Origin of the sequence: Streptomyces cyaneofuscatus (assembly GCF_042718795.1) — a bacterium.
GTDB classification, from domain to species: domain Bacteria; phylum Actinomycetota; class Actinomycetes; order Streptomycetales; family Streptomycetaceae; genus Streptomyces; species Streptomyces cyaneofuscatus_A.
This window is the reverse complement of record NZ_JBHXOX010000001.1, coordinates 97,270-114,504: the sequence shown is the minus strand read 5'-3', so window position 1 is coordinate 114,504 and position 17,235 is coordinate 97,270. Positions and strand designations below refer to the sequence as shown.

15 protein-coding genes are annotated in these 17,235 nt (G+C 71.4%); 7 read left to right on the top strand and 8 right to left on the bottom strand.

All coding sequences use genetic code 11. From position 1 onward, the window contains the following. Window positions 1–296: 296 nt before the first annotated feature. The 4 genes from ACFWRT_RS00535 (at window position 297) to ACFWRT_RS00520 (ending at window position 5,099) form a co-directional block, all read left to right on the top strand. Entirely contained in the window at window positions 297–1,454 is a 1,158-nt protein-coding gene (locus ACFWRT_RS00535) for a S1 family peptidase (RefSeq protein ID WP_380948805.1), read from the top strand. Between the two features lie 379 nt (window positions 1,455–1,833). Next, on the top strand, window positions 1,834–2,952 hold the full coding sequence (locus ACFWRT_RS00530) for a DUF1996 domain-containing protein (RefSeq protein ID WP_380948804.1): 1,119 nt from the start codon (window positions 1,834–1,836) through the stop codon (window positions 2,950–2,952). A 120-nt stretch (window positions 2,953–3,072) separates the two neighbouring features. After that, complete coding sequence (locus tag ACFWRT_RS00525; RefSeq protein ID WP_380948803.1) at window positions 3,073–4,839, top strand: galactose-binding domain-containing protein; 1,767 nt, start codon at window positions 3,073–3,075, stop codon at window positions 4,837–4,839. A gap of 83 nt (window positions 4,840–4,922) precedes the next feature. Beyond that, window positions 4,923–5,099 (top strand): hypothetical protein, encoded by a 177-nt coding sequence (locus ACFWRT_RS00520; protein ID WP_380948802.1) that lies wholly within the window; start codon window positions 4,923–4,925, stop codon window positions 5,097–5,099. A gap of 65 nt (window positions 5,100–5,164) precedes the next feature. Here the strand turns inward: ACFWRT_RS00520 and ACFWRT_RS00515 are convergent, their stop codons facing one another. From ACFWRT_RS00515 to ACFWRT_RS00500, 4 genes are read right to left on the bottom strand one after another with little or no spacing between them, the layout of a single operon-like run. Next, the gene (locus ACFWRT_RS00515; RefSeq protein ID WP_380948801.1) at window positions 5,165–6,523 is read right to left on the bottom strand and encodes a GH1 family beta-glucosidase; all 1,359 of its coding nucleotides are present in this window, start codon (window positions 6,521–6,523) and stop codon (window positions 5,165–5,167) included. Window positions 6,524–6,543: 20 nt separating this feature from the next. After that, window positions 6,544–7,455 (bottom strand): carbohydrate ABC transporter permease, encoded by a 912-nt coding sequence (locus ACFWRT_RS00510; protein ID WP_380948800.1) that lies wholly within the window; start codon window positions 7,453–7,455, stop codon window positions 6,544–6,546. After that, window positions 7,448–8,458, bottom strand: a complete 1,011-nt coding sequence (locus ACFWRT_RS00505) for a carbohydrate ABC transporter permease (RefSeq protein WP_380948799.1) — start codon at window positions 8,456–8,458, stop codon at window positions 7,448–7,450. Before ACFWRT_RS00505 ends, ACFWRT_RS00510 begins: the two co-directional genes overlap by 8 nt. Before the next feature lie 11 nt (window positions 8,459–8,469). Then, window positions 8,470–9,780 (bottom strand): ABC transporter substrate-binding protein, encoded by a 1,311-nt coding sequence (locus ACFWRT_RS00500; protein WP_380948798.1) that lies wholly within the window; start codon window positions 9,778–9,780, stop codon window positions 8,470–8,472. Window positions 9,781–9,921: 141 nt separating this feature from the next. Here ACFWRT_RS00500 and ACFWRT_RS00495 point away from each other — a divergent pair, with 141 nt between their 5' ends. Continuing rightward, window positions 9,922–11,268 (top strand): ROK family transcriptional regulator, encoded by a 1,347-nt coding sequence (locus ACFWRT_RS00495; RefSeq protein ID WP_380948797.1) that lies wholly within the window; start codon window positions 9,922–9,924, stop codon window positions 11,266–11,268. Between the two features lie 22 nt (window positions 11,269–11,290). On the opposite strand, the gene ACFWRT_RS00490 is transcribed toward ACFWRT_RS00495, so the two are convergent. Beyond that, window positions 11,291–12,373 (bottom strand): LacI family DNA-binding transcriptional regulator, encoded by a 1,083-nt coding sequence (locus ACFWRT_RS00490; protein WP_380948796.1) that lies wholly within the window; start codon window positions 12,371–12,373, stop codon window positions 11,291–11,293. Window positions 12,374–12,602: 229 nt separating this feature from the next. Here ACFWRT_RS00490 and ACFWRT_RS00485 point away from each other — a divergent pair, with 229 nt between their 5' ends. After that, window positions 12,603–14,015 carry a transglycosylase family protein gene (locus tag ACFWRT_RS00485; protein WP_380948795.1) on the top strand — a complete coding sequence of 471 codons (1,413 nt, stop codon included), beginning with the start codon at window positions 12,603–12,605 and terminating at the stop codon, window positions 14,013–14,015. Here the strand turns inward: ACFWRT_RS00485 and ACFWRT_RS00480 are convergent. Beyond that, the gene (locus ACFWRT_RS00480) at window positions 13,985–15,094 is read right to left on the bottom strand and encodes a DMT family transporter (RefSeq protein WP_380948794.1); all 1,110 of its coding nucleotides are present in this window, start codon (window positions 15,092–15,094) and stop codon (window positions 13,985–13,987) included. The genes ACFWRT_RS00485 and ACFWRT_RS00480 overlap by 31 nt on opposite strands. 243 nt (window positions 15,095–15,337) lie before the next feature. On the opposite strand from ACFWRT_RS00480, the gene ACFWRT_RS00475 reads away from it, so the two are divergent. Then, entirely contained in the window at window positions 15,338–16,042 is a 705-nt protein-coding gene (locus tag ACFWRT_RS00475) for a (2Fe-2S)-binding protein (protein WP_380948793.1), read from the top strand. 58 nt (window positions 16,043–16,100) lie between these two features. On the opposite strand, the gene ACFWRT_RS00470 is transcribed toward ACFWRT_RS00475, so the two are convergent. Further along, window positions 16,101–16,463, bottom strand: coding sequence for an STAS domain-containing protein (locus ACFWRT_RS00470; protein ID WP_380948792.1), 363 nt, complete (start codon window positions 16,461–16,463; stop codon window positions 16,101–16,103). Window positions 16,464–16,684: 221 nt separating this feature from the next. Then, entirely contained in the window at window positions 16,685–17,200 is a 516-nt protein-coding gene (locus tag ACFWRT_RS00465; protein ID WP_380948791.1) for a MarR family winged helix-turn-helix transcriptional regulator, read from the bottom strand. Window positions 17,201–17,235 lie beyond the last annotated feature (35 nt).

The following is a 17,235-nucleotide window of genomic DNA, read 5'->3' as shown; positions in this document are numbered from 1 at the left end:
TGTGTTCCTGTGACAGTAGGACCGGGCTGGGCGGGCCGGATGAGTACGCCTACTCAAACCCGGTACGCGGCCCCTTCACGGCCCTGCGGTGCGGGGCCCCTCGCGGCCCGGCCCGGACGGCCTCCGCAGCGCCCTCCGAACCACCTCCCGTCATTGGCATGGACCTGACTATCGAACTCCGCTACAGTCCGGGACGACGCATCTGAGAGCGCTCTCAAAGACTCGATCCGGATGTGCTCCCGGATGCCTCCCCGTTCCACCCCCACGTCGTTGGAACAACAGGAAGGGTCACTCCCTTGAGACACGCAACCGCCCTGCGGACCGCCCTGTCCGCGCTCATGGTCGTCGGTGCCTGGACCGCCGTCGGCCCGGCGACCGCCTCCGCCGCCCCCACCGACTCCGTCACCTCCGCCGCGGAACTCCCCGCCTCGGCCGCCCTGCTCTCCGCCATGCGGCGCGACCTCGGCCTGACCGAGGGCCAGGCCCGTACGCGGCTGGCGCAGGAGAAGGCGGCGACGGCCCTGGAGCCGAAGGCGCAGCGCGCCGCGGGCTCCGCCTACGGCGGGTCGTGGTTCGACTCCGCGACCGGCAAGCTCACCGTGGCGGTCACGGACGCCGGCAAGGCCGGTGCCGTACGGGCCGCCGGCGCGCAGACCCGGATCGTCGAGCACTCGGCCGCCCGGCTCGACGCCACCATGAAGCGCATCGACGCCCTGAGCGCGCCCGACGGTGTGGCCAGTTGGCGCGTCGACCCCGCCACCAGCCGTGTCGTCGTGAACGTCGTCGAATCCGCGCAGGGTGACAACGATGTCCGCGCCTTTGTCGCCAAGGCCCGCAAGGCCGGGCCCGTCACGGTGGAGCGGACGGCCGAGGCCCCGCAGACCTTCGCCGCCGGCACCGTCGGCGGCGACCCGTACTACACCGGCAACGTCCGCTGCTCGATCGGCTTCTCCGTCCACGGCGGCTTCGTCACCGCCGGGCACTGCGGGGGCACCGGACAGCAGGTCCGCGGCTGGGACAACTCCTACATCGGCAACTTCCAGGGCTCGTCCTTCCCCGGCGACGACTACGCCTGGGTCAACGTCGGCAGCGGCTGGTGGACCGTCCCCGTCGTCCTTGGCTGGGGCACCGTCCCGGACCAGCTCGTCCGCGGCTCGAACGAGGCCCCGATCGGCGCCTCGATCTGCCGCTCCGGCTCCACCACCCGCTGGCACTGCGGCCGGGTCCTCGCCAAGAACGAGACCGTCAACTACAGCCAGGGCGCCGTGCACCAGATGACCAAGACCAGCGTCTGCGCCCAGGGTGGCGACTCCGGTGGCTCGTTCATCAGCGGCGACCAGGCCCAGGGCGTCACCTCGGGCGGCTGGGGCAACTGCTCCAGTGGCGGCGAGACCTGGTACCAGCCGATCAACGAGATCCTCAACCGGTACGGGCTGAGGCTGCACACCGCCTGATCCGGGGGAGCCGCACGCCCGGCTCCCGTGGATGAGGTGAACGCGTACGACAGGTGGCCGAGCGGCCCCGCCCACGGGTGGGGCCGCTTCCGTGCGCCTGCCCTCCCTGTGCCTCCCAGGCGATCCGGTACCCGCCGTCGCTTTGGCCCGTCACCCCAACGCCCTTTGCGCGGAGCATTGTTCACAAGCTATTGACACCCTCTCAGCCTCGACGCAACACTGACAGCGCCTTGGAGAGCGCTCTCCCAGACAGTCTCCGGCCGCTTTCCGGCCTCGTGGACGCCCTGGGGCGGCGGCTCCTCCCGGCTGCACCACCAGCTCAACTCTCCCCCCACCGTGCACCCGATGTGCATGGATGCAGAGCGGCATGGAGGTCCGCATGGTGACAAGACTGAACAGAACGACCCTGGTGTCGACGCTGATCGTGGCGACCGCCCTGGCCCTGGTGGCCCTGGGGCTGACCGCGATCACGAACGCCGGGGCCAGCACGGCCGCCGCCCCCCGGCCCGCGGCCGATCAGCCCGCTGCGGCGTCCCACGTGATGCAGGGGCACAAGATGGCGCCCGCCAAGCCGGTGGCCTTCGGGGACGATCCCGACGGTGACGGGTACATTCCGGCGAACCCGCCGGTCACGGGCGTGCAACCGTCCCAGGAGATACCCCCGCACCGCTACTTCCACGAGTTCCAGGCGAACTGCTCGGTCACCCACACCGCCCCGGACGACCCGATCGTCTACCCGGGCCAGGCCGGCGCGTCGCACGACCACACGTTCATGGGGAACGACACCACCAACGCGAGCAGCACCACTGCCTCGCTCGGCAGGGGCGGCACGGCCTGCCTGGCGGTGGGTGACCTCTCCGCGTACTGGATGCCGACCCTCTACAACGGGAACCAGGAGGTCCGCCCGACCGGACCGCAGGTCATCTACTACAAGGCCGGAGTCACCGACTACCGCACGGTGCGGCCTTTCCCCAAGGGGCTGCGGTTCGTCGTCGGCAGCCCGACCCAGACCAAGGAGCAGTTCCGCGACCACCCGGGCGCGGTCGAGGGGTACGAGTGCGGTGAGAGCTTCCACAACTACGACATCCCGGCCGCCTGCCCCACCAGTCGGGACACCCAGCTCAACCTGCGCATGCAGGCGCCCAGTTGCTGGGACGGTAAGTATCTGGACACCCCCGACCACAAGTCCCACATGGCCTATCCGATCGTGATGGGGGCCAACCAGGACGTCTGCCCGACGAGCCACCCGGTCGCTCTGCCGATGATCGAGTTCAAGATGGCGTGGCCGGTCAACGGAGACATGTCGAAGGTGAGACTGGCCAGTGGCAGCGGCTACTCCTTCCACTACGACTTCTTCAACGCCTGGGACGACGCCACCCTGAAGGCCATGGTCGACCACTGTGTCGTCGGCGGCCTCCAGTGCGACCCGCGTGGTTACGACCAGAACAACCCGGGCCGGGGCTCCGTCCTGGACGAGAACTACCGGCTGCGACGCTGACCCGCGTGGCCGCCTGACCGACCCTTGATTGCTCTTCCCCGTGGGTGCACCCCGCCCACGGGGGAGAGCGCTCTCCAGAGCCTCGTTCCTCCCCCCACCCCTCCGAGGAGTCCTCCCCCCATGAACCTCCCCCCTCTCCGACGCTCTCCCCGCACCAGGCGCCGGGCCACCGCGCGCCTCGCCGCAGCCGCCCTGCTGGCCGGGGCCGTGGCCGCCCTTCCGGCGCCCGCCGCCCACGCGGCGGGCAGCGTGGTCGAGGTGACCGGCTCGCAGGGCGACTGGCAGCTCACGGTGGACGGCGCGCCGTACACCGTGAAGGGCCTGACCTGGGGCCCGTCCGTCGCGGATGCCGAGTGGTACGTGCCCGATGTGAAGTCGATGGGCGTCAACACGATCCGTACGTGGGGCACCGACGCCACCACGAAGCCCCTCCTGGACACCGCGGCGGCCAACGGCATCAAGGTGATCGCCGGATTCTGGCTCCAGCCCGGCGGCGGCCCCGGCAGCGGCGGCTGTGTGAACTACCTGACGGACACCGCGTACAAGAACGACATGCTCGCCGAGTTCCCGAAGTGGGTCGAGACCTACAAGGACCATGAGGGCGTCCTCATGTGGAACGTCGGCAACGAGTCCGTACTCGGCCTGCAGAACTGCTACAGCGGCGAGGCCCTGGAGCAGCAGCGCGACGCGTACACCTCGTTCGTCAACGAGATCGCCAGGAAGATCCACGACGTCGACTCGAACCACCCGGTCACCTCCACCGATGCCTGGACCGGGGCTTGGCCCTACTACAAGAAGAACGCGCCCGACCTCGACCTCTACGCCGTGAACTCCTACGACGCCGTCTGCGACATCCGCTCCACCTGGGAGCAGGGCGGGTACGACAAGCCCTACATCGTCACCGAGGGCGGGCCGGCCGGCGAGTGGGAGGTTCCGGACGACGCCAACGGCGTACCGGAGGAGCCCACCGACGTGGAGAAGGCAGCGGGGTACCGGAGCGCCTGGGACTGCGTCCAGGACCACCCGGGAGTCTCGCTCGGGGCGACGCTCTTCCACTACGGCACCGAGTACGACTTCGGGGGCGTCTGGTTCAACCTGCTCCCCGCCGGCCAGAAGAGGCTCTCGTACTACGCGGTGAAGGAGGCGTTCGGCGCCGCCACCTCCGGTGACAACACCCCGCCCGTCATCAGCGGGTTCACCGTCGACAACGCCTCCGCAGTGCCGGCCGGGCGGACCTTCCGGGTGAGCGCCTCCGTCACCGACCCGGACGGCGACGCGCTCAGCCACCAGATGCTGTTCAGCTCCAAGTACGTCGACGACAACGGGAGCTTGACGGAGGCGGAGTTCACCGACCGCGGCGACGGCACCTTCGACGTGACCGCCCCGGACCGGCTCGGCGTCTGGAAGGTCTACCTCAAGTCGACCGACGGCCAGGGCAACGTCGGCATCGAAACCAGGTCCTTCAAGGTGGTGCCGCCGCAGGTCGACGGGGTCAACCTGGCGCTCGGCAAGACCGCCACGGCGTCGACCTTCCAGGCGGACAGCACCGGTTGCCCCTGCCCGGCGGCCAACGCCGTCGACGGCTCCTTCGACACCCGCTGGGCCAGTGAGTGGGCCGACCAGCAGTGGATCCAGGTCGACCTGGGCGCAGCCGCCTCCTTCGACCATGTCCAACTGGCCTGGGAGGCCGCCTACGCCAAGGGCTACACCGTCCAGACCTCTACGAACGGCGAGGACTGGACCACCGTTCACACCGAGACCGCGGGCAACGGCGGCATCGACGACATCGAGGTCGCCGGGAGCGGCCGCTACGTCCGCGTGAACACCTCGGAGCGCGGAACCCCGTGGGGCAACTCGCTCTACGAGTTCGGCGTCTACCGCGGCTGACCCCGCCGGACGGCACGACCTGCCGCACCGTTCCCACCCCGCTGCCGGTGCGGTGGGACAGGCCGTGGCGGCCACGGAAATCCGTGGCCGCCACGGCCTTCCCCTTCGTGGCCACCTCCGACCCGCGAGGCTGGTCGTGGAGCCCTCCGGACGGTCAGGTGGCGGACCAGTCGCCCGCGACGCACACGGAGGACATCGCCCGGACCGAGGACCCCAGGGCCTTCGCCGCCCGCCTGCGGGACGTGCTCGCCGCCACGTGAAAAGGCTCCCGGCCGTGGCGGCGAACCACCACGGCCGGGAGCCCGTACAACCAAGGGCCGAGCGCTCAGACGGACAGCCCCGCGTGGCGCTCCGCGTGCTCCCGGATCAGCTCCGCGTACCGGCGGCCGCTGCTCTTGACCGTACGGCGCTGCGTCGCGTAGTCCACGTGCACCAGGCCGAACCGCTTGTCGTAGCCGTAGGCCCACTCGAAGTTGTCCAGCAGCGACCAGGCGAAGTACCCGGCCAGCGGCGCGCCCTTGGCGACCGCGCGGGCGCAGGCGGCGAGGTGCTCCTCCAGGTACGCCACGCGCTCCGGGTCGTGGACCGAGCCGTCCGCCGCGACGGTGTCCTGGTAGGCCGAGCCGTTCTCGGTGACGTAGACGCGCTCGACGCCGTACTCCTCGGTGAGCCGCAGCAGCAACTGCTCCAGCCCGTCCGCGTACACCTCCCAGTCCATGTACGTGTGGCGTGCGTCGGCCACCGGGACCTGGGTGAACCCCGGCGCCGGGCCGGACGGATCGGCGGCGACGATCTGCCGGAAGTAGTAATTCAGGCCCAGCCAGTCCAGCGGCGCGGCGATCGTCTCCAGGTCGCCCGGCCGCACCGGGAGCTCGACTCCGTACGTCTCGACCATGTCCTGCGGGTAGCCGCGCCCCAGGACCGGGTCCAGCCACCAGCGGTTGATGTGGCCGTCGGCGCGGCGGGCGGCGGCGAGGTCGGCCTCGCTCGTGCTCGCGGAGACGATCGGGCTGAGGTTGTTCACGATGCCGACCCGGGCGTCCGAGGAGGCCGCGCGGATCGCCTGCACGGCCAGGCCGTGGCCCAGGTGCAGGTGGTACGAGGCGTGGACGGCGGCCGTCAGGTCGGTGAGGCCCGGGGCCATCCGGCCCTCCAGGTGGCCGATCCACGCCGAGCAGAGCGGTTCGTTGAGCGTCGCCCAGTCCTTGACCCGGTCGCCGATCCGCTCGACGACGTGGGAGGCGTACGCGGCGAAGTGCTCGGAGGTCTCCCGTACGGTCCAGCCGCCCCGGTCCTGGAGCACCTGCGGCAGGTCCCAGTGGTAGAGCGTGGCGAACGGGGTGACCCCGGCCTCCAGGAGCCCGTCCACCAGCCGGTCGTAGAAGTCCAGGCCCGCCTTGTTGACGGGTCCGTCGCCGCCCGGCACGACGCGCGGCCAGGCGATCGAGAACCGGTAGGCGTCCGCGCCGACCTGCTTGATCAGGCCGATGTCCTCGGGGACCCGGTGGTAGTGGTCGCAGGCGATGTCCCCCGTGTCGCCGCCGTCGACCTTGCCGGGCGTGTGCGAGAACGTGTCCCAGATGGACGGCGAGCGGCCGTCCTCGGTGACGGCTCCCTCGATCTGGTACGCGGCGGTGGCGACGCCCCAGGTGAAGTCGGCCGGGAAGGCGTTGAGATCGGTCACGTGCTGCCTTTCTGCGGGGGTCACTTGACGGCTCCCGCGGTGAGTCCGGCGACGAGGTAGCGCTGCAGCAGCAGGAACCCGGCGACGATCGGCACGCTCACCACGAGCGAGGCGGCCATGACCTGGTTCCAGTAGACGTCGTTCTGCGTGGCGTACCCCTGGAGGCCGACGGAGAGGGTCCGGGTCGCGTCGTTGGTCATGACGGAGGCGAAGAGGACTTCGCCCCAGGCCGTCATGAACGAGTAGACGGAGACGGCGACGATGCCCGGCACGGCGGCCGGCACGACGACCCGGAAGAGGGCACCGACCGGTCCGCAGCCGTCCACCAGGGCGGCCTCGTCGAGGTCCTTCGGGATGGAGTCGAAGTACCCGATCAGCATCCATATGGAGAACGGCAGCGAGAACGTCAGATAGGTGAGTATCAGGCCGCCGCGTGAACCATAAAGGGCGACGCCGGTCGAGCTGCCGATGTTGACGAAGATGAGGAACAGCGGCAGCAGGAAGAGGATGCCCGGGAACATCTGCGTGGAGAGCACCGTGACGGTGAAGACCCGCTTGCCCCGGAACTTGTAGCGGCTCACCGCGTAGGCTGAGAACACCGCGATCGTCACCGACAGCACCGTCGCGGAGCTCGCCACGATCAGCGAGTTGACGAAGTACTTGGCGAGCGGAACGGTCTTCCAGATGTCGAAGTACGGCTGAATCGTCAGCGTGGACGGGATCCACTGGAACTTCCCCGACACGTCCTGGAGCGGCTTCAACGAGCTGCTGACCATCACGTAGACCGGCAGCAGGACGAAGCCGGCCAGCAGCGTGAGGACGATCCGGCGGGTCCACAGGAAGGACTGCGGTGCCGCCATGGGGGAGCGCGACCGGGACCGGGCGGTGCCCGGGGTCCGGGCGGCATCCGGGGTCCGCGTGAGGCTAGACATCGGCGCCCTTCCTTCCGCGGGAGGTGAGGATCAGGTAGACGGCCGTCACGAGCAGCAGGAAGAGCAGCAGCAGGACGGACATCGCCGAGCCGGTGCCGAAGTTCCAGGTGACGAACGAGGACTGGTAGATGTGGATCGAGATGAGGTCCGCGTTCTCCGGCGCCGATCTCCCGAACAGGACGTACGGCGTGTTGAAGTCGTTGAACGTCCAGAGGAAGAGCACGAGGACCAGCACCTGGTTGACCGGGCGCAGCGAGGGCAGGGTGATCTTGCGGATCTGCTGCCAGACGCCGGCGCCGTCGATCGAGGCGGCCTCGTACAGTTCACGCGGGATGTTCTGAAGGCCCGCCATCAGCATGAGGAAGGCGAACGGCCAGCCCTTCCACACCGAGACGATGATCAGCGTGTAGAGGCTGTTGTCGCCGATCAGCCAGAAGGAGGGCTCATCGGTGATCCCGAGCTGGTCGTGCAGCACGTGGTTGATCAGGCCGTTGTCCCGCTGGAACATGAACGCCCAGGTGATGACGGCGGCGTAGACCGGCAGGGCGTACGGGACCAGGAAGATCGCCCGCAGGATGCCCCGGCCCCGGAAGCTCTCCTGGAGCAGGATCGCCGCCGCCGTCCCCAGCAGCCAGGCGAACCCGACCGAGAAGAACGTGAAGACGCAGGTCACGAAGAACGAGTGGAGCAGGGCCTCACCGATCGGCGCGTCGAAGTCGACGGCGATCCGGTAGTTGTCGAGGCCGGTCCAGGGCGCTGCACCCCAGTTGTTGATGAAGAACTGTGTGAGCTGACGGAAGCTCATCACGATCCCGATGACCATCGGGATGATGTGGATGAGGAGTTCCAGCAGCACGGCGGGCAGGAGCAGGAGATAGGGCAGTCCGCCTTGGCGGATCCGGTCGGGGATGCGCGGCAGTCTCCTGCGCGCACCCCCGGTGCCCCGGCTCGTACCCCCGGTGGCCGACTTGTCGACCTCGGGGTTGGTGACGGTGGCGGTCATGGATCAGGGCCTCACTGCTGCATCGACTGCTGGGCCTTTTCGAGGCGTGCCTTGACGGACGCCTCCGTCACCGGACGTCCGGCGGCGGCGTCCGCCCACAGCTCCTTGACCGCGGTGCCCACGGCCGTCTCGAACTGCGACTCGTTCGGGACCTGGGGGAGCGGGGCGGCGCTGGTGGAGAGCGTGTCGCGCAGGACCTTGAGGTCGGGGGCGCCGAAGGCCGCGTCGGCCTGGGCCTCCTTGACCGGCGGGATCGACCCGTAGGTCTTGTTGAGGTGCTTCTGCTCCTCGTCGCTGGTCATGAACTTCACGAACTTCTTCGCGCCGTCGATGTTCTTGGTGTTCTTGAACACCGCGATGTTGATGCCGGCGACCATGGAGTTGACCTGCTTGCCCGTGCCCGGGGCGCCCGCCGGGACCGGCACCGGGGCCGCGCCCCAGTCCTCCGGCTTCATGCCCTGGGCGGCGAAGGTGGAGGCGGCCGCCTGCCACAGCACCATCGCCGTCTTGCCCTTGGCGAAGTCGGTGAGCGACTGGTTCTGGGCGTACTCCGCGTTGCCCGGAGCGATGATCTTGTCCTTGGCCATGAAGTCGATGTACTGCTTCACGGCGGCGACGGCGCCGTCCGAGGTGAAGGTCGCCTTGCCGTCCTGGTCGAAGAAGTCGGCGCCGTGCTGCTGGCCCAGGACGAAGGTCTGGTGGATGTTGTTGGAGAGGTTGCCGCCCTCGGCGCCAAGACCCCACTTGCCGCCCTTGGATATCTTCTTACCCGTGGCGACGAGGTCGTCCCAGGTGGCCGGAGGTTCGTCGACGCCCGCCTCGGCGAACATCTTCTTGTTGTAGTAGAGCGCGTACGCCAGCGAGTACAGCGGGACGGCGGCGGGCGGCTCGCCCTCCTTGCCGGCCGAGGCGACCGCCGAGTCGACGAAGCGGTCCCGGCCGCCGATCGCCTCGAAGTTCTTCTCGTCCCACGGCAGGAGCGCGCCGGTCGCCTGGAGCGAGGCCGACCAGGTGTTGCCGATGTTCAGCACGTCCGGGCCCTGACCGGACGCGGTGGCGGCGAGGATCCGGTTCAGCAGGTCGGCCCACGGCACGACCTCCAGCTTCACCTTGATCCCGGTCTCCTTCTCGAACTTCTTCAGCTCGGGAGTGAGGATCTCCTTGTCGGCCTCGATGCTCGGGCCCTGGTTCGACGCCCAGTACGTGAGGGTCTTCGGGGACTCGTTGCTCCCGCTCCCGCCCGTTCCGCCGCCGCAGCCGGTGGCGGCTGCGGCGATGGCGATCGCGAGGGTGACGGCGCTTGCGGCTCTGAGGTGACGCATGTGAGGTGGCCCCTTTCCGGGGATGGCTGCGTTCGGGAACCGAACGGCCTCCATGACTTAATTTATGCCGTGATTTAAGAGGTGAGAGAAGGTCGCGTCAAGGTCTGGGACCGGGTATGTTCCTGGACGGGAAGGAGCAACATGGCCGAGCGCAACAGACGAACCGTGCGTGACCTGCGGCGGGGCAACCGGGCGAGGGTATTGCAACGGTTGTATTTCGACGGTCCGCTGAGCCGCCAGGAGCTCGGACCGGCCACCGGGCTGAGCTCGGGCTCCATCAGCAACGTTGTTGCGGAACTGGCCGCCGAGGGGCTGCTCCAGGAGGCCGGCATCGTCGACTCCGACGGCGGCCGCCCCCGTACGCTGCTGAAGGTCGCCCCGGACGGCGGCTTGCTGGTCGGCATCGACATCGGCGAGACCCGGGTGCGCGTCGAGCTCTTCGACCTCTCCCTCACCGAACTGGCCCGCACCGAAAGGCTGCTGGCCCAGCACGGGTACGACGTCGAGCGCATCGTCGCCCACGTCCGTACGGGCGTCGCCGACGTCCTGCGCGACGCGGGAGCCGACCCGCACCGGCTGCTCGGCATCGGCGTCGGGGTCCCCGGCATCATCGAGCGCGAAGGACCGGAAGGCCCCGACGGCAGGCGCACCGCCGTGGTGCACGGCCAGACGATCGGCTGGCAGGCGGTCCCCTTCGAGCAACTGCTCCGCGAGGCCGTCGACGTACCGCCCGAGGTGCCCCTCTTCATCGACAACGGCGCCAAGACGCTCGGCCGGGCCGAGATGTGGTTCGGCGGCGGGCGGGGCGCGGGCGCCGCCGCCATCGCGCTCATCGGCTCCGGGGTGGGCGCCTGTGTCGACCACGGCGACATCCTCGCCGAGGACCGCACGAGCCTCGCCCTCGAATGGGGCCACACCACCGTCCAGTTGCGCGGCCGCCGGTGCCGCTGCGGCTCGATCGGCTGCCTGGAGGCGTACGCCGGAGCGGAGGCGCTGCGCGAGCGCTGGCGCGAGGCGGGCGGCCCGCTCCCGGAGGACGCCGACGACGAGACCGCCCTCGCCGCACTCCTCGCCGCCGCCTACCCCCCGCCGGGCGGCCCCGCCCCGGACCAGGTCGCCCTCTCGCTCCTCGACGAGACCGCCGAATGCCTCGGCGCGGCCCTCGCGGACCTGGTCAACCTCTTCCTGCCCGAACGCATCCTGCTCGGCGGCTGGGCGGGCCTGCTGCTCGGCCCCCACCTGCTTCCCGACATCCGCCGGTACGCGAACGGGTACGCCCTGCGCCACGCGGCGGCCCGCACCACCATCGAGATGGGCAGGCTCGGCCCGGACGCGGTCACCGTCGGCGCCGCCACGCTCCCGCTGGCCGACTTCCTGACCCGCGGCGGCAGCCGCCCGGCCCCCGGTGCCCGGCCGGACGGCACCGGCGCCCCCGCGCGGACAGCGACCGAGACCGTACGCAACCGGAGCCGTACGGCGGCGAGTTGACGGCGGGGAGCGTGCGAAGCCGCTACGCCGACCCCCGCACCACCAGCTCCGGTTCGAAGATGACCGAGGTGGCGGGGGCGGCCGGGCGGGCCATCCGGTCCAGGAGCAGACGGGTCATCTCGGCGGCCATCTCCTCCACCGGCTGGCGGACCGTGGTCAGCGGCGGCCGGCACGCCAGGGCGGCACTGCTGTCGTCGAAGCCCACCACCGCCACATCCTCGGGCACCCGGCGGCCGTGCTCCCGCAGCACATGGCAGGCCCCCATCGCCATCAGGTCGTTGGCGGCGAAGACCCCGTCCAGATCCGGATGCTCCGCGAGCAGCCGCTCCATCGCCGCCTCCCCGCTCTCCTGGGTGAACTGCCCCTCGACGATGGGGGTGTACGGGTGCCCGTGGCGCGCCATGGTGTCCCGGAAGCCGGCCAGCCGGGCCTGGCCCGCCGGCACGTCCAGCGGGCCGCTGATCGTCGCGATCCGGCGGCAGTCCCTGGCCAGCAGGTGCTCGGCCGCCAGCCGGGCGCCGTCCTGGTGGGCGAGGTCGACATAGCTGATGGGGACGGGCCGGGCGGGGCGCGCGTAGAGGACCGCCGCGAGCCCCGCCTCCGCGAGCAGGCCGGGCAACGGGTCCTCGGCGTGCGTGGAGACGATGAGCGCCCCGTCCGCGCTGCCCTGCCGCAGATACGCCACCACCTCGTCGCGGGCCCGCGAGGTCTCCGCGAACATCAGCACCGGATGCATCCCGCGCGGCCGCAGGTAGTTGACCACCCCCGTGACCACCCGGCCGAAGAACGGGTCGGCGAAGACCTGCGCGGTGAAGGAGCCGTCGTCCCCGGCCGCCCGTGAGCCGGAGCCCTCGGGTCCCGGTTCGACGCCCGCCCCCGACACCACCAGCGCCACGGCGTCCGTCCGCCGGGTGACCAGGGAGCGGGCCGCCCGGTTCGGCGCGTAGCCCGTGACGGAGACCGCCTGGCGTACGACCTCCTGGATCGCCGGGTCGACGTTGCGCACCCCGTTGATGACCCGGGAGACGGTGGCGCGCGAGACACCGGCAGCCCGCGCCACGTCCTCCAGGGTTGGTGCTCCGGCCGACCGCAGATCATCCGTCATAAGCGTCTTTATAGCACCTGCGGAGAGCGCTCTCCATTCGCAACCGCCCGCACTTTCCCGCCCCTTGCACAAGGGGCGGGCGAGGATGGTCCGTTGGGCCCAGGGGCGGAATCCGGCCACAGACCCGGCCTGGGCGGCCGACTATCACGTTTCGCTTGTGATCAGTCTCCGCTCCGCCCTACGTTTGCCCCGCATTGCGACATCCCAACGCCCGTGGGGGAGCCCCGTCATGGCCGCAAACGGTCGGCACCGCAGATACCAGCCCAGCCGGATCAACCGTGCCTCGCTCACGGTCACCGCGGGCGGTGCGGGCCTAGCACTCCCGCTCCTCACCGCGACCTCGGCGGGAGCCGCCTCGGGGGAGGTCTGGGAGAAGGTCGCCGCCTGCGAGTCGAGCGGCGACTGGGCCGTCAACACCGGCAACGGCTATTACGGCGGGCTGCAGTTCAGCGGGCCGACCTGGGCGGCCTTCGGCGGTACGCGGTACGCACCCCGCGCCGACCTCGCCACCCGGGACCAGCAGATCGACATCGCCGAGCGGGTGCTCGACGGCCAGGGGCCCGGAGCCTGGCCCGCCTGCTCGGTGAAGGCGGGCCTCACCCGGGGCGGGGACGCACCCGACACCACCCCGCAGAGCGCGGGCACCCGGCCCGTCCAGGCCGCGGCGCCGCAGAGCGCCCCGCCCCGGAAGCCGCGGACGACGCCTGTCGCGGCGACACCGACGCACGTACCGGGCAAGCGCGACGCGTACACCGTCGCGAACGGCGACTCGCTCTCCGGGATCGCCGACGCCCAGCGCGTCCGCGGCGGCTGGCAGAAGCTGTACGCGGCCAACCGCACGGTCGTCGGCGACGACCCCGACCTGATCTTCCCCGGCCAGCGGCTGAGCCTCATCCCGCGCGGCGGCGACGGGGCGAGCGCCCGGAAGCCCGCGCCGCCGCCCGAGCCGCAGAAGCGGCAGGCGGCGCCCAAGCCCAGGTCTTCCGGGCAGCAGGCCGCGGGGTCCCGGGCCGACGAGGCGAAGCAGGCCGAGCAGCGCAGGGCCGAGCAGCGGGCCGCCGCGTCGAAGGCCGAACAGAAGAGGGCCGAGCGGGAGCGGGCCGAACAGAAGCGGGCGGAGCAGCGTAAGGCCGAGCAGGAGCGGGCGGAGCAGCAGCGGGCCGAGCGGAAGAAGGCCGAGCAGAGGCAGGCCGCGCCCAAACCGCAGAAGCAGGCGCCGGCGGAACGCGCCGTGAAGAGCTCCGGCATGAGCGCCCCCGTCGCCGCCTCCACCGGAACCGCCTACCGCCAGGCAGGCTCCTGGTCCAGCGGCTATCACACGGGCGTCGACTTCCCCGTGCCCACCGGGACCTCGGTGAAGGCGGTGGCCCCGGGCCGGGTCGTCTCCTCCGGCTGGGCGGGGGCGTACGGCTACGAGGTGGTCATCCGCCACGAGGACGGCAGGTACAGCCAGTACGCCCACCTCTCCGCCCTCCATGTGCGGGAGGGGCAGTCGGTCTCCGGGGGACAGCGGATCGCCCGCTCCGGCTCCACCGGCAACAGCACCGGCCCGCACCTGCACTTCGAGGTCCGCCTCGGCCCCGGCTACGGGTCGGACATCGACCCGCTGGCCTACCTCAGGGCGGGCGGCGTCAGGGTCTGAACCGTCCGCTCCGGGCGCGGGGCGGCGGCCGGCTCACCGCGCCGGTCGTGCCCCGCCCGGCGCGGACCACCGAACTCCACCCGCGGAACCGCGCCGCCGGGCCGCAGGGGCATCGGCGGAACGTACGTCGACCCGACGGCGGCCGGCGCCTCCTCGGGCCACACCTGCGCGCCCTGCGCCCCGCCGCTCTCCGGCTGCGCGTCCTCCGTGCCCTCCGCGCCGTGCGGCCTCAGGCGCCCCTGTCCGGCCAGCTCCGCACTCAGCCGCTCCTTTGTCAGCAGGACCAGGCCGCCCGCCGCCAGCGCCCCGCAGAGGAGCGCGAGGACCGTGCCCGTGGCGCCCTGGCGGAAGTGCTCGCCGAACAACGTGATCCCGATCGCGGCGGCCACCACGGGGTTGACCACCGTCACCGTCGCCAGCGGAGCGGCGAGCCCCGCGCCCCGGTACGCGGCCTGGGAGAGCAGTAGGCCCGCCGCCGCGAGCCCGGCGATCACCAGCAGCGTCGGGAGCCCCGAGCGCACCGAGCCGGACGTCCACTCCATGGCCACGGTCTTGGTGAACACCGAGGCCATACCGAACGCCCCACCGGCCGCCGTGGCCAGCACCGCGCTCCGCAGCACCGGTCGGCGCAGCGCCCGGGCGAGCAGTACGAGCGCGCCCACCGCCCCGAAGGTCACCGTGGCCAGCGCGAGCTGCTCGGGCCCGCCCAGGGTGTGCGGATCGGTGTCGGCCGTGAGGGCCAGCAGCCCGACGAGACCGGCCGTGGCCATGAACGCACCGCGCCAGGCCCGCCCCCCGGCCCTGCGGCCGACGAAGAGGGCCGCCATCGGCAGGGCGAAGACGATGGTCAGCGCACCGAGCGGCTGGACCAGGCTGAGGGGGCCGTAGGCGAGGGCCACCACATGCAGGACCGCGCCGACCCCGTTGAGCAGCACCGCCACCCACCAGACGCCGTTGCGCACCAGGGCGTGCGGGGAGTTGTCACCGCGCGCGGCCACCCGCTCCTGGACGATCGCCCCGGCCGCGTAGGCGACCGCGGAGACCAGTGACAGCAGCACAGACAGCGCGAGGGAGCTCATGTACACCACGATGTCCTGTCCGGGGCGCCACGTCGTCGTCCTTGAGACGTCACTTCCGCGTACTGCCCCAGTAGTACGGACGGAGGACCGAGGTCCTCCCCTCGACGGTAGTCCTGCCGGGCCCGGCCGTCAGAAGTTGTGCACCGGCGGATACGGTGAGCCGCGCGGACGGCACACGCCGTCGCCGGACGCGGCCCGTGCTCCGGCGCCGACCCGCAGACCGTGGCGAGTGAGGAGCGGGGCATGGACCTGGAGCGGACGGCCTCGGTGGGCGGCTTCTTCGCCTTGCGGACCACTCCGGTCCCCGGCGGCTCCCACCGGCCCCTGGCGGAGCTGTACGCGGGCGGGACGGCGCCCCTGACGGCGCGGGTCGACAAGGTCGCGGCGCGGCTGGTCGCCCCCGAACGCCGGGTCGCCGCCTCCATCGCCCATCTCGGCCTCGCCGCCCGGCTCTGGTCCATCGCGCTGGGCCCGGCCGTGCTCTTCGGCCGCTTCCCCGCCCTCGTACCGGACACCCTGCACTGGGACCCGCTCCACACCTCGCCGGACGATCTGTGGCTCGCGGACCCCGCGGAGCTGCCCGGGACGGCCGACCGGATCCGCGAGCAGGTCCAGTACGGGCACCTGGTGCCGCTGGCCGAGGCCGTCCGGCGCGACGGACACATCTCCCCGCAGCTCCTGTGGGGCAACGCCGGGTCCGCGCTCGCCGGGGCCGTACGCGAGCTGGTCACCTGGGCGCGCGGGCAGGACCGCCCGGATGTGGCGCAGCGGGCCCGGGCCCTGGCGGCGGAGCTGTTCGACCACCCCGACCTGCGCTCCACCGGCTCCCCGCACGGTCCGGCGTTCCGGCGGCGGAGCTGCTGTCTGTACTGGCGCTGCCCGGGCGGCGGGCTCTGCGGCGACTGCGTATTCGACCGCCCGCCGGGCCGGACGCACGCGGCCCGGTAGGCGCGGAGGCAGGGCCGTCACGGCCCGCCGTCCACGGCCACCGGGCCGGACGTGCCGGTCAGGAGGGCAGGGCCGCGTCTATGGCCTCGTCGACGTCCTGCAGGACGGGGATCGCGCTGTCGAGCCCGATCATCCCGATCAACCGCCGGAAGAACGGGGAGGGTGCGGCGAGCCGCAGCCGGCCGCCCAGCGCGGTCTGCCCCTGGAGCAGCACATTGACCGTGGTGGAGTCGGCGAAGCCCACCCCCGACAGATCCACGACGACCGGTCCGGAACCGTCATCGGCCGCTGCCTCCAGTGCTCGACCGAGCGGCGGAACGCTGTCGATATCGAGGTCACCCGACACGGTGAGGACCAGAGCACCCCGTTCCTGACGGGTCGTGATTCTGACTGCTCTGTCTTCGTTGGGCGGTGGTTGCACGGAAGGCACCTCGGGCGGATTCGGATGGACGGCGGACGCCGGTGCGCCGGACGGTCGGCCTTGTTCCGTCCCTGCTCACGGCGGGGTACGGACCAACGATAGAAGGAACGGTTGCCATTTGACAACATTTGCCATTGGGTAACAATCTGATCCGCAACGGTTGGAGGACCAGCCGTCGGCGGTGACGCACCGAGAGAAGCGGGAGCAGGAACGGGATGAGGCTAGGCGCTGTCGGCGACATCATCGCGGAGCAGGCGGCCCGCCGCACGTGTTTCCGGCGAGAGCCGCTCCGAAGCGGCCACGTGGAAGGCCGCCAGCCCCTCCGCGAGCGCGGCCACGGCGGCCGGTTCCATGCGTTCCAGCACGGCGCTCAGCTCGCGCGCGCGCAGGGCCCGGTACTCTTCGAGGAGGGCCCGGCCGCGCAGACTCAGCCGCAGCAACACCTCGCGCCGGCTCGTCGGGCTCGGTGCCCGCTGTACGAGCCCCATCGCCTCCATCCGGTCGCAGAGCCGGCTGACCGACGGCGCGCGCGAACCCAATGCCTCGCCCAACGAGCGCAGATTGGTGCCCTCCTGCTTCTCGATCACGAGCAGGGCCCGGAGCTGGGAGGGCGATACGGTGCCCGAAGCGGCCGCTTCCTGACCGCGTCCCCAGAGCACTTCCAGCAGCTCCGAGGCCGCGGCGGCGTCGGCGGACACCTCTGCGCGACTGATCGGGCGGCGGGCACGGTGGGGCATCCACCCACTCTGTCATCCGTCGGCCCCACTTGTCA

Bases quoted from the DNA above. Each gene is read 5' to 3' on its own strand.
- ACFWRT_RS00530 (WP_380948804.1), top strand. From the start codon at position 1,834: ATGGTGACAAGACTGAACAGAACGACCCTGGTGTCGACGCTGATCGTG.
- ACFWRT_RS00525 (WP_380948803.1), top strand. From the start codon at position 3,073: ATGAACCTCCCCCCTCTCCGACGCTCTCCCCGCACCAGGCGCCGGGCC.
- ACFWRT_RS00510 (WP_380948800.1), bottom strand. From the start codon at position 7,455: ATGTCTAGCCTCACGCGGACCCCGGATGCCGCCCGGACCCCGGGCACC.
- ACFWRT_RS00505 (WP_380948799.1), bottom strand. From the start codon at position 8,458: ATGACCGCCACCGTCACCAACCCCGAGGTCGACAAGTCGGCCACCGGG.
- ACFWRT_RS00500 (WP_380948798.1), bottom strand. From the start codon at position 9,780: ATGCGTCACCTCAGAGCCGCAAGCGCCGTCACCCTCGCGATCGCCATC.
- ACFWRT_RS00495 (WP_380948797.1), top strand. From the start codon at position 9,922: ATGGCCGAGCGCAACAGACGAACCGTGCGTGACCTGCGGCGGGGCAAC.
- ACFWRT_RS00490 (WP_380948796.1), bottom strand. From the start codon at position 12,373: ATGACGGATGATCTGCGGTCGGCCGGAGCACCAACCCTGGAGGACGTG.
- ACFWRT_RS00485 (WP_380948795.1), top strand. From the start codon at position 12,603: ATGGCCGCAAACGGTCGGCACCGCAGATACCAGCCCAGCCGGATCAAC.
- ACFWRT_RS00480 (WP_380948794.1), bottom strand. From the start codon at position 15,094: ATGAGCTCCCTCGCGCTGTCTGTGCTGCTGTCACTGGTCTCCGCGGTC.
- ACFWRT_RS00475 (WP_380948793.1), top strand. From the start codon at position 15,338: ATGGACCTGGAGCGGACGGCCTCGGTGGGCGGCTTCTTCGCCTTGCGG.
- ACFWRT_RS00465 (WP_380948791.1), bottom strand. From the start codon at position 17,200: ATGCCCCACCGTGCCCGCCGCCCGATCAGTCGCGCAGAGGTGTCCGCC.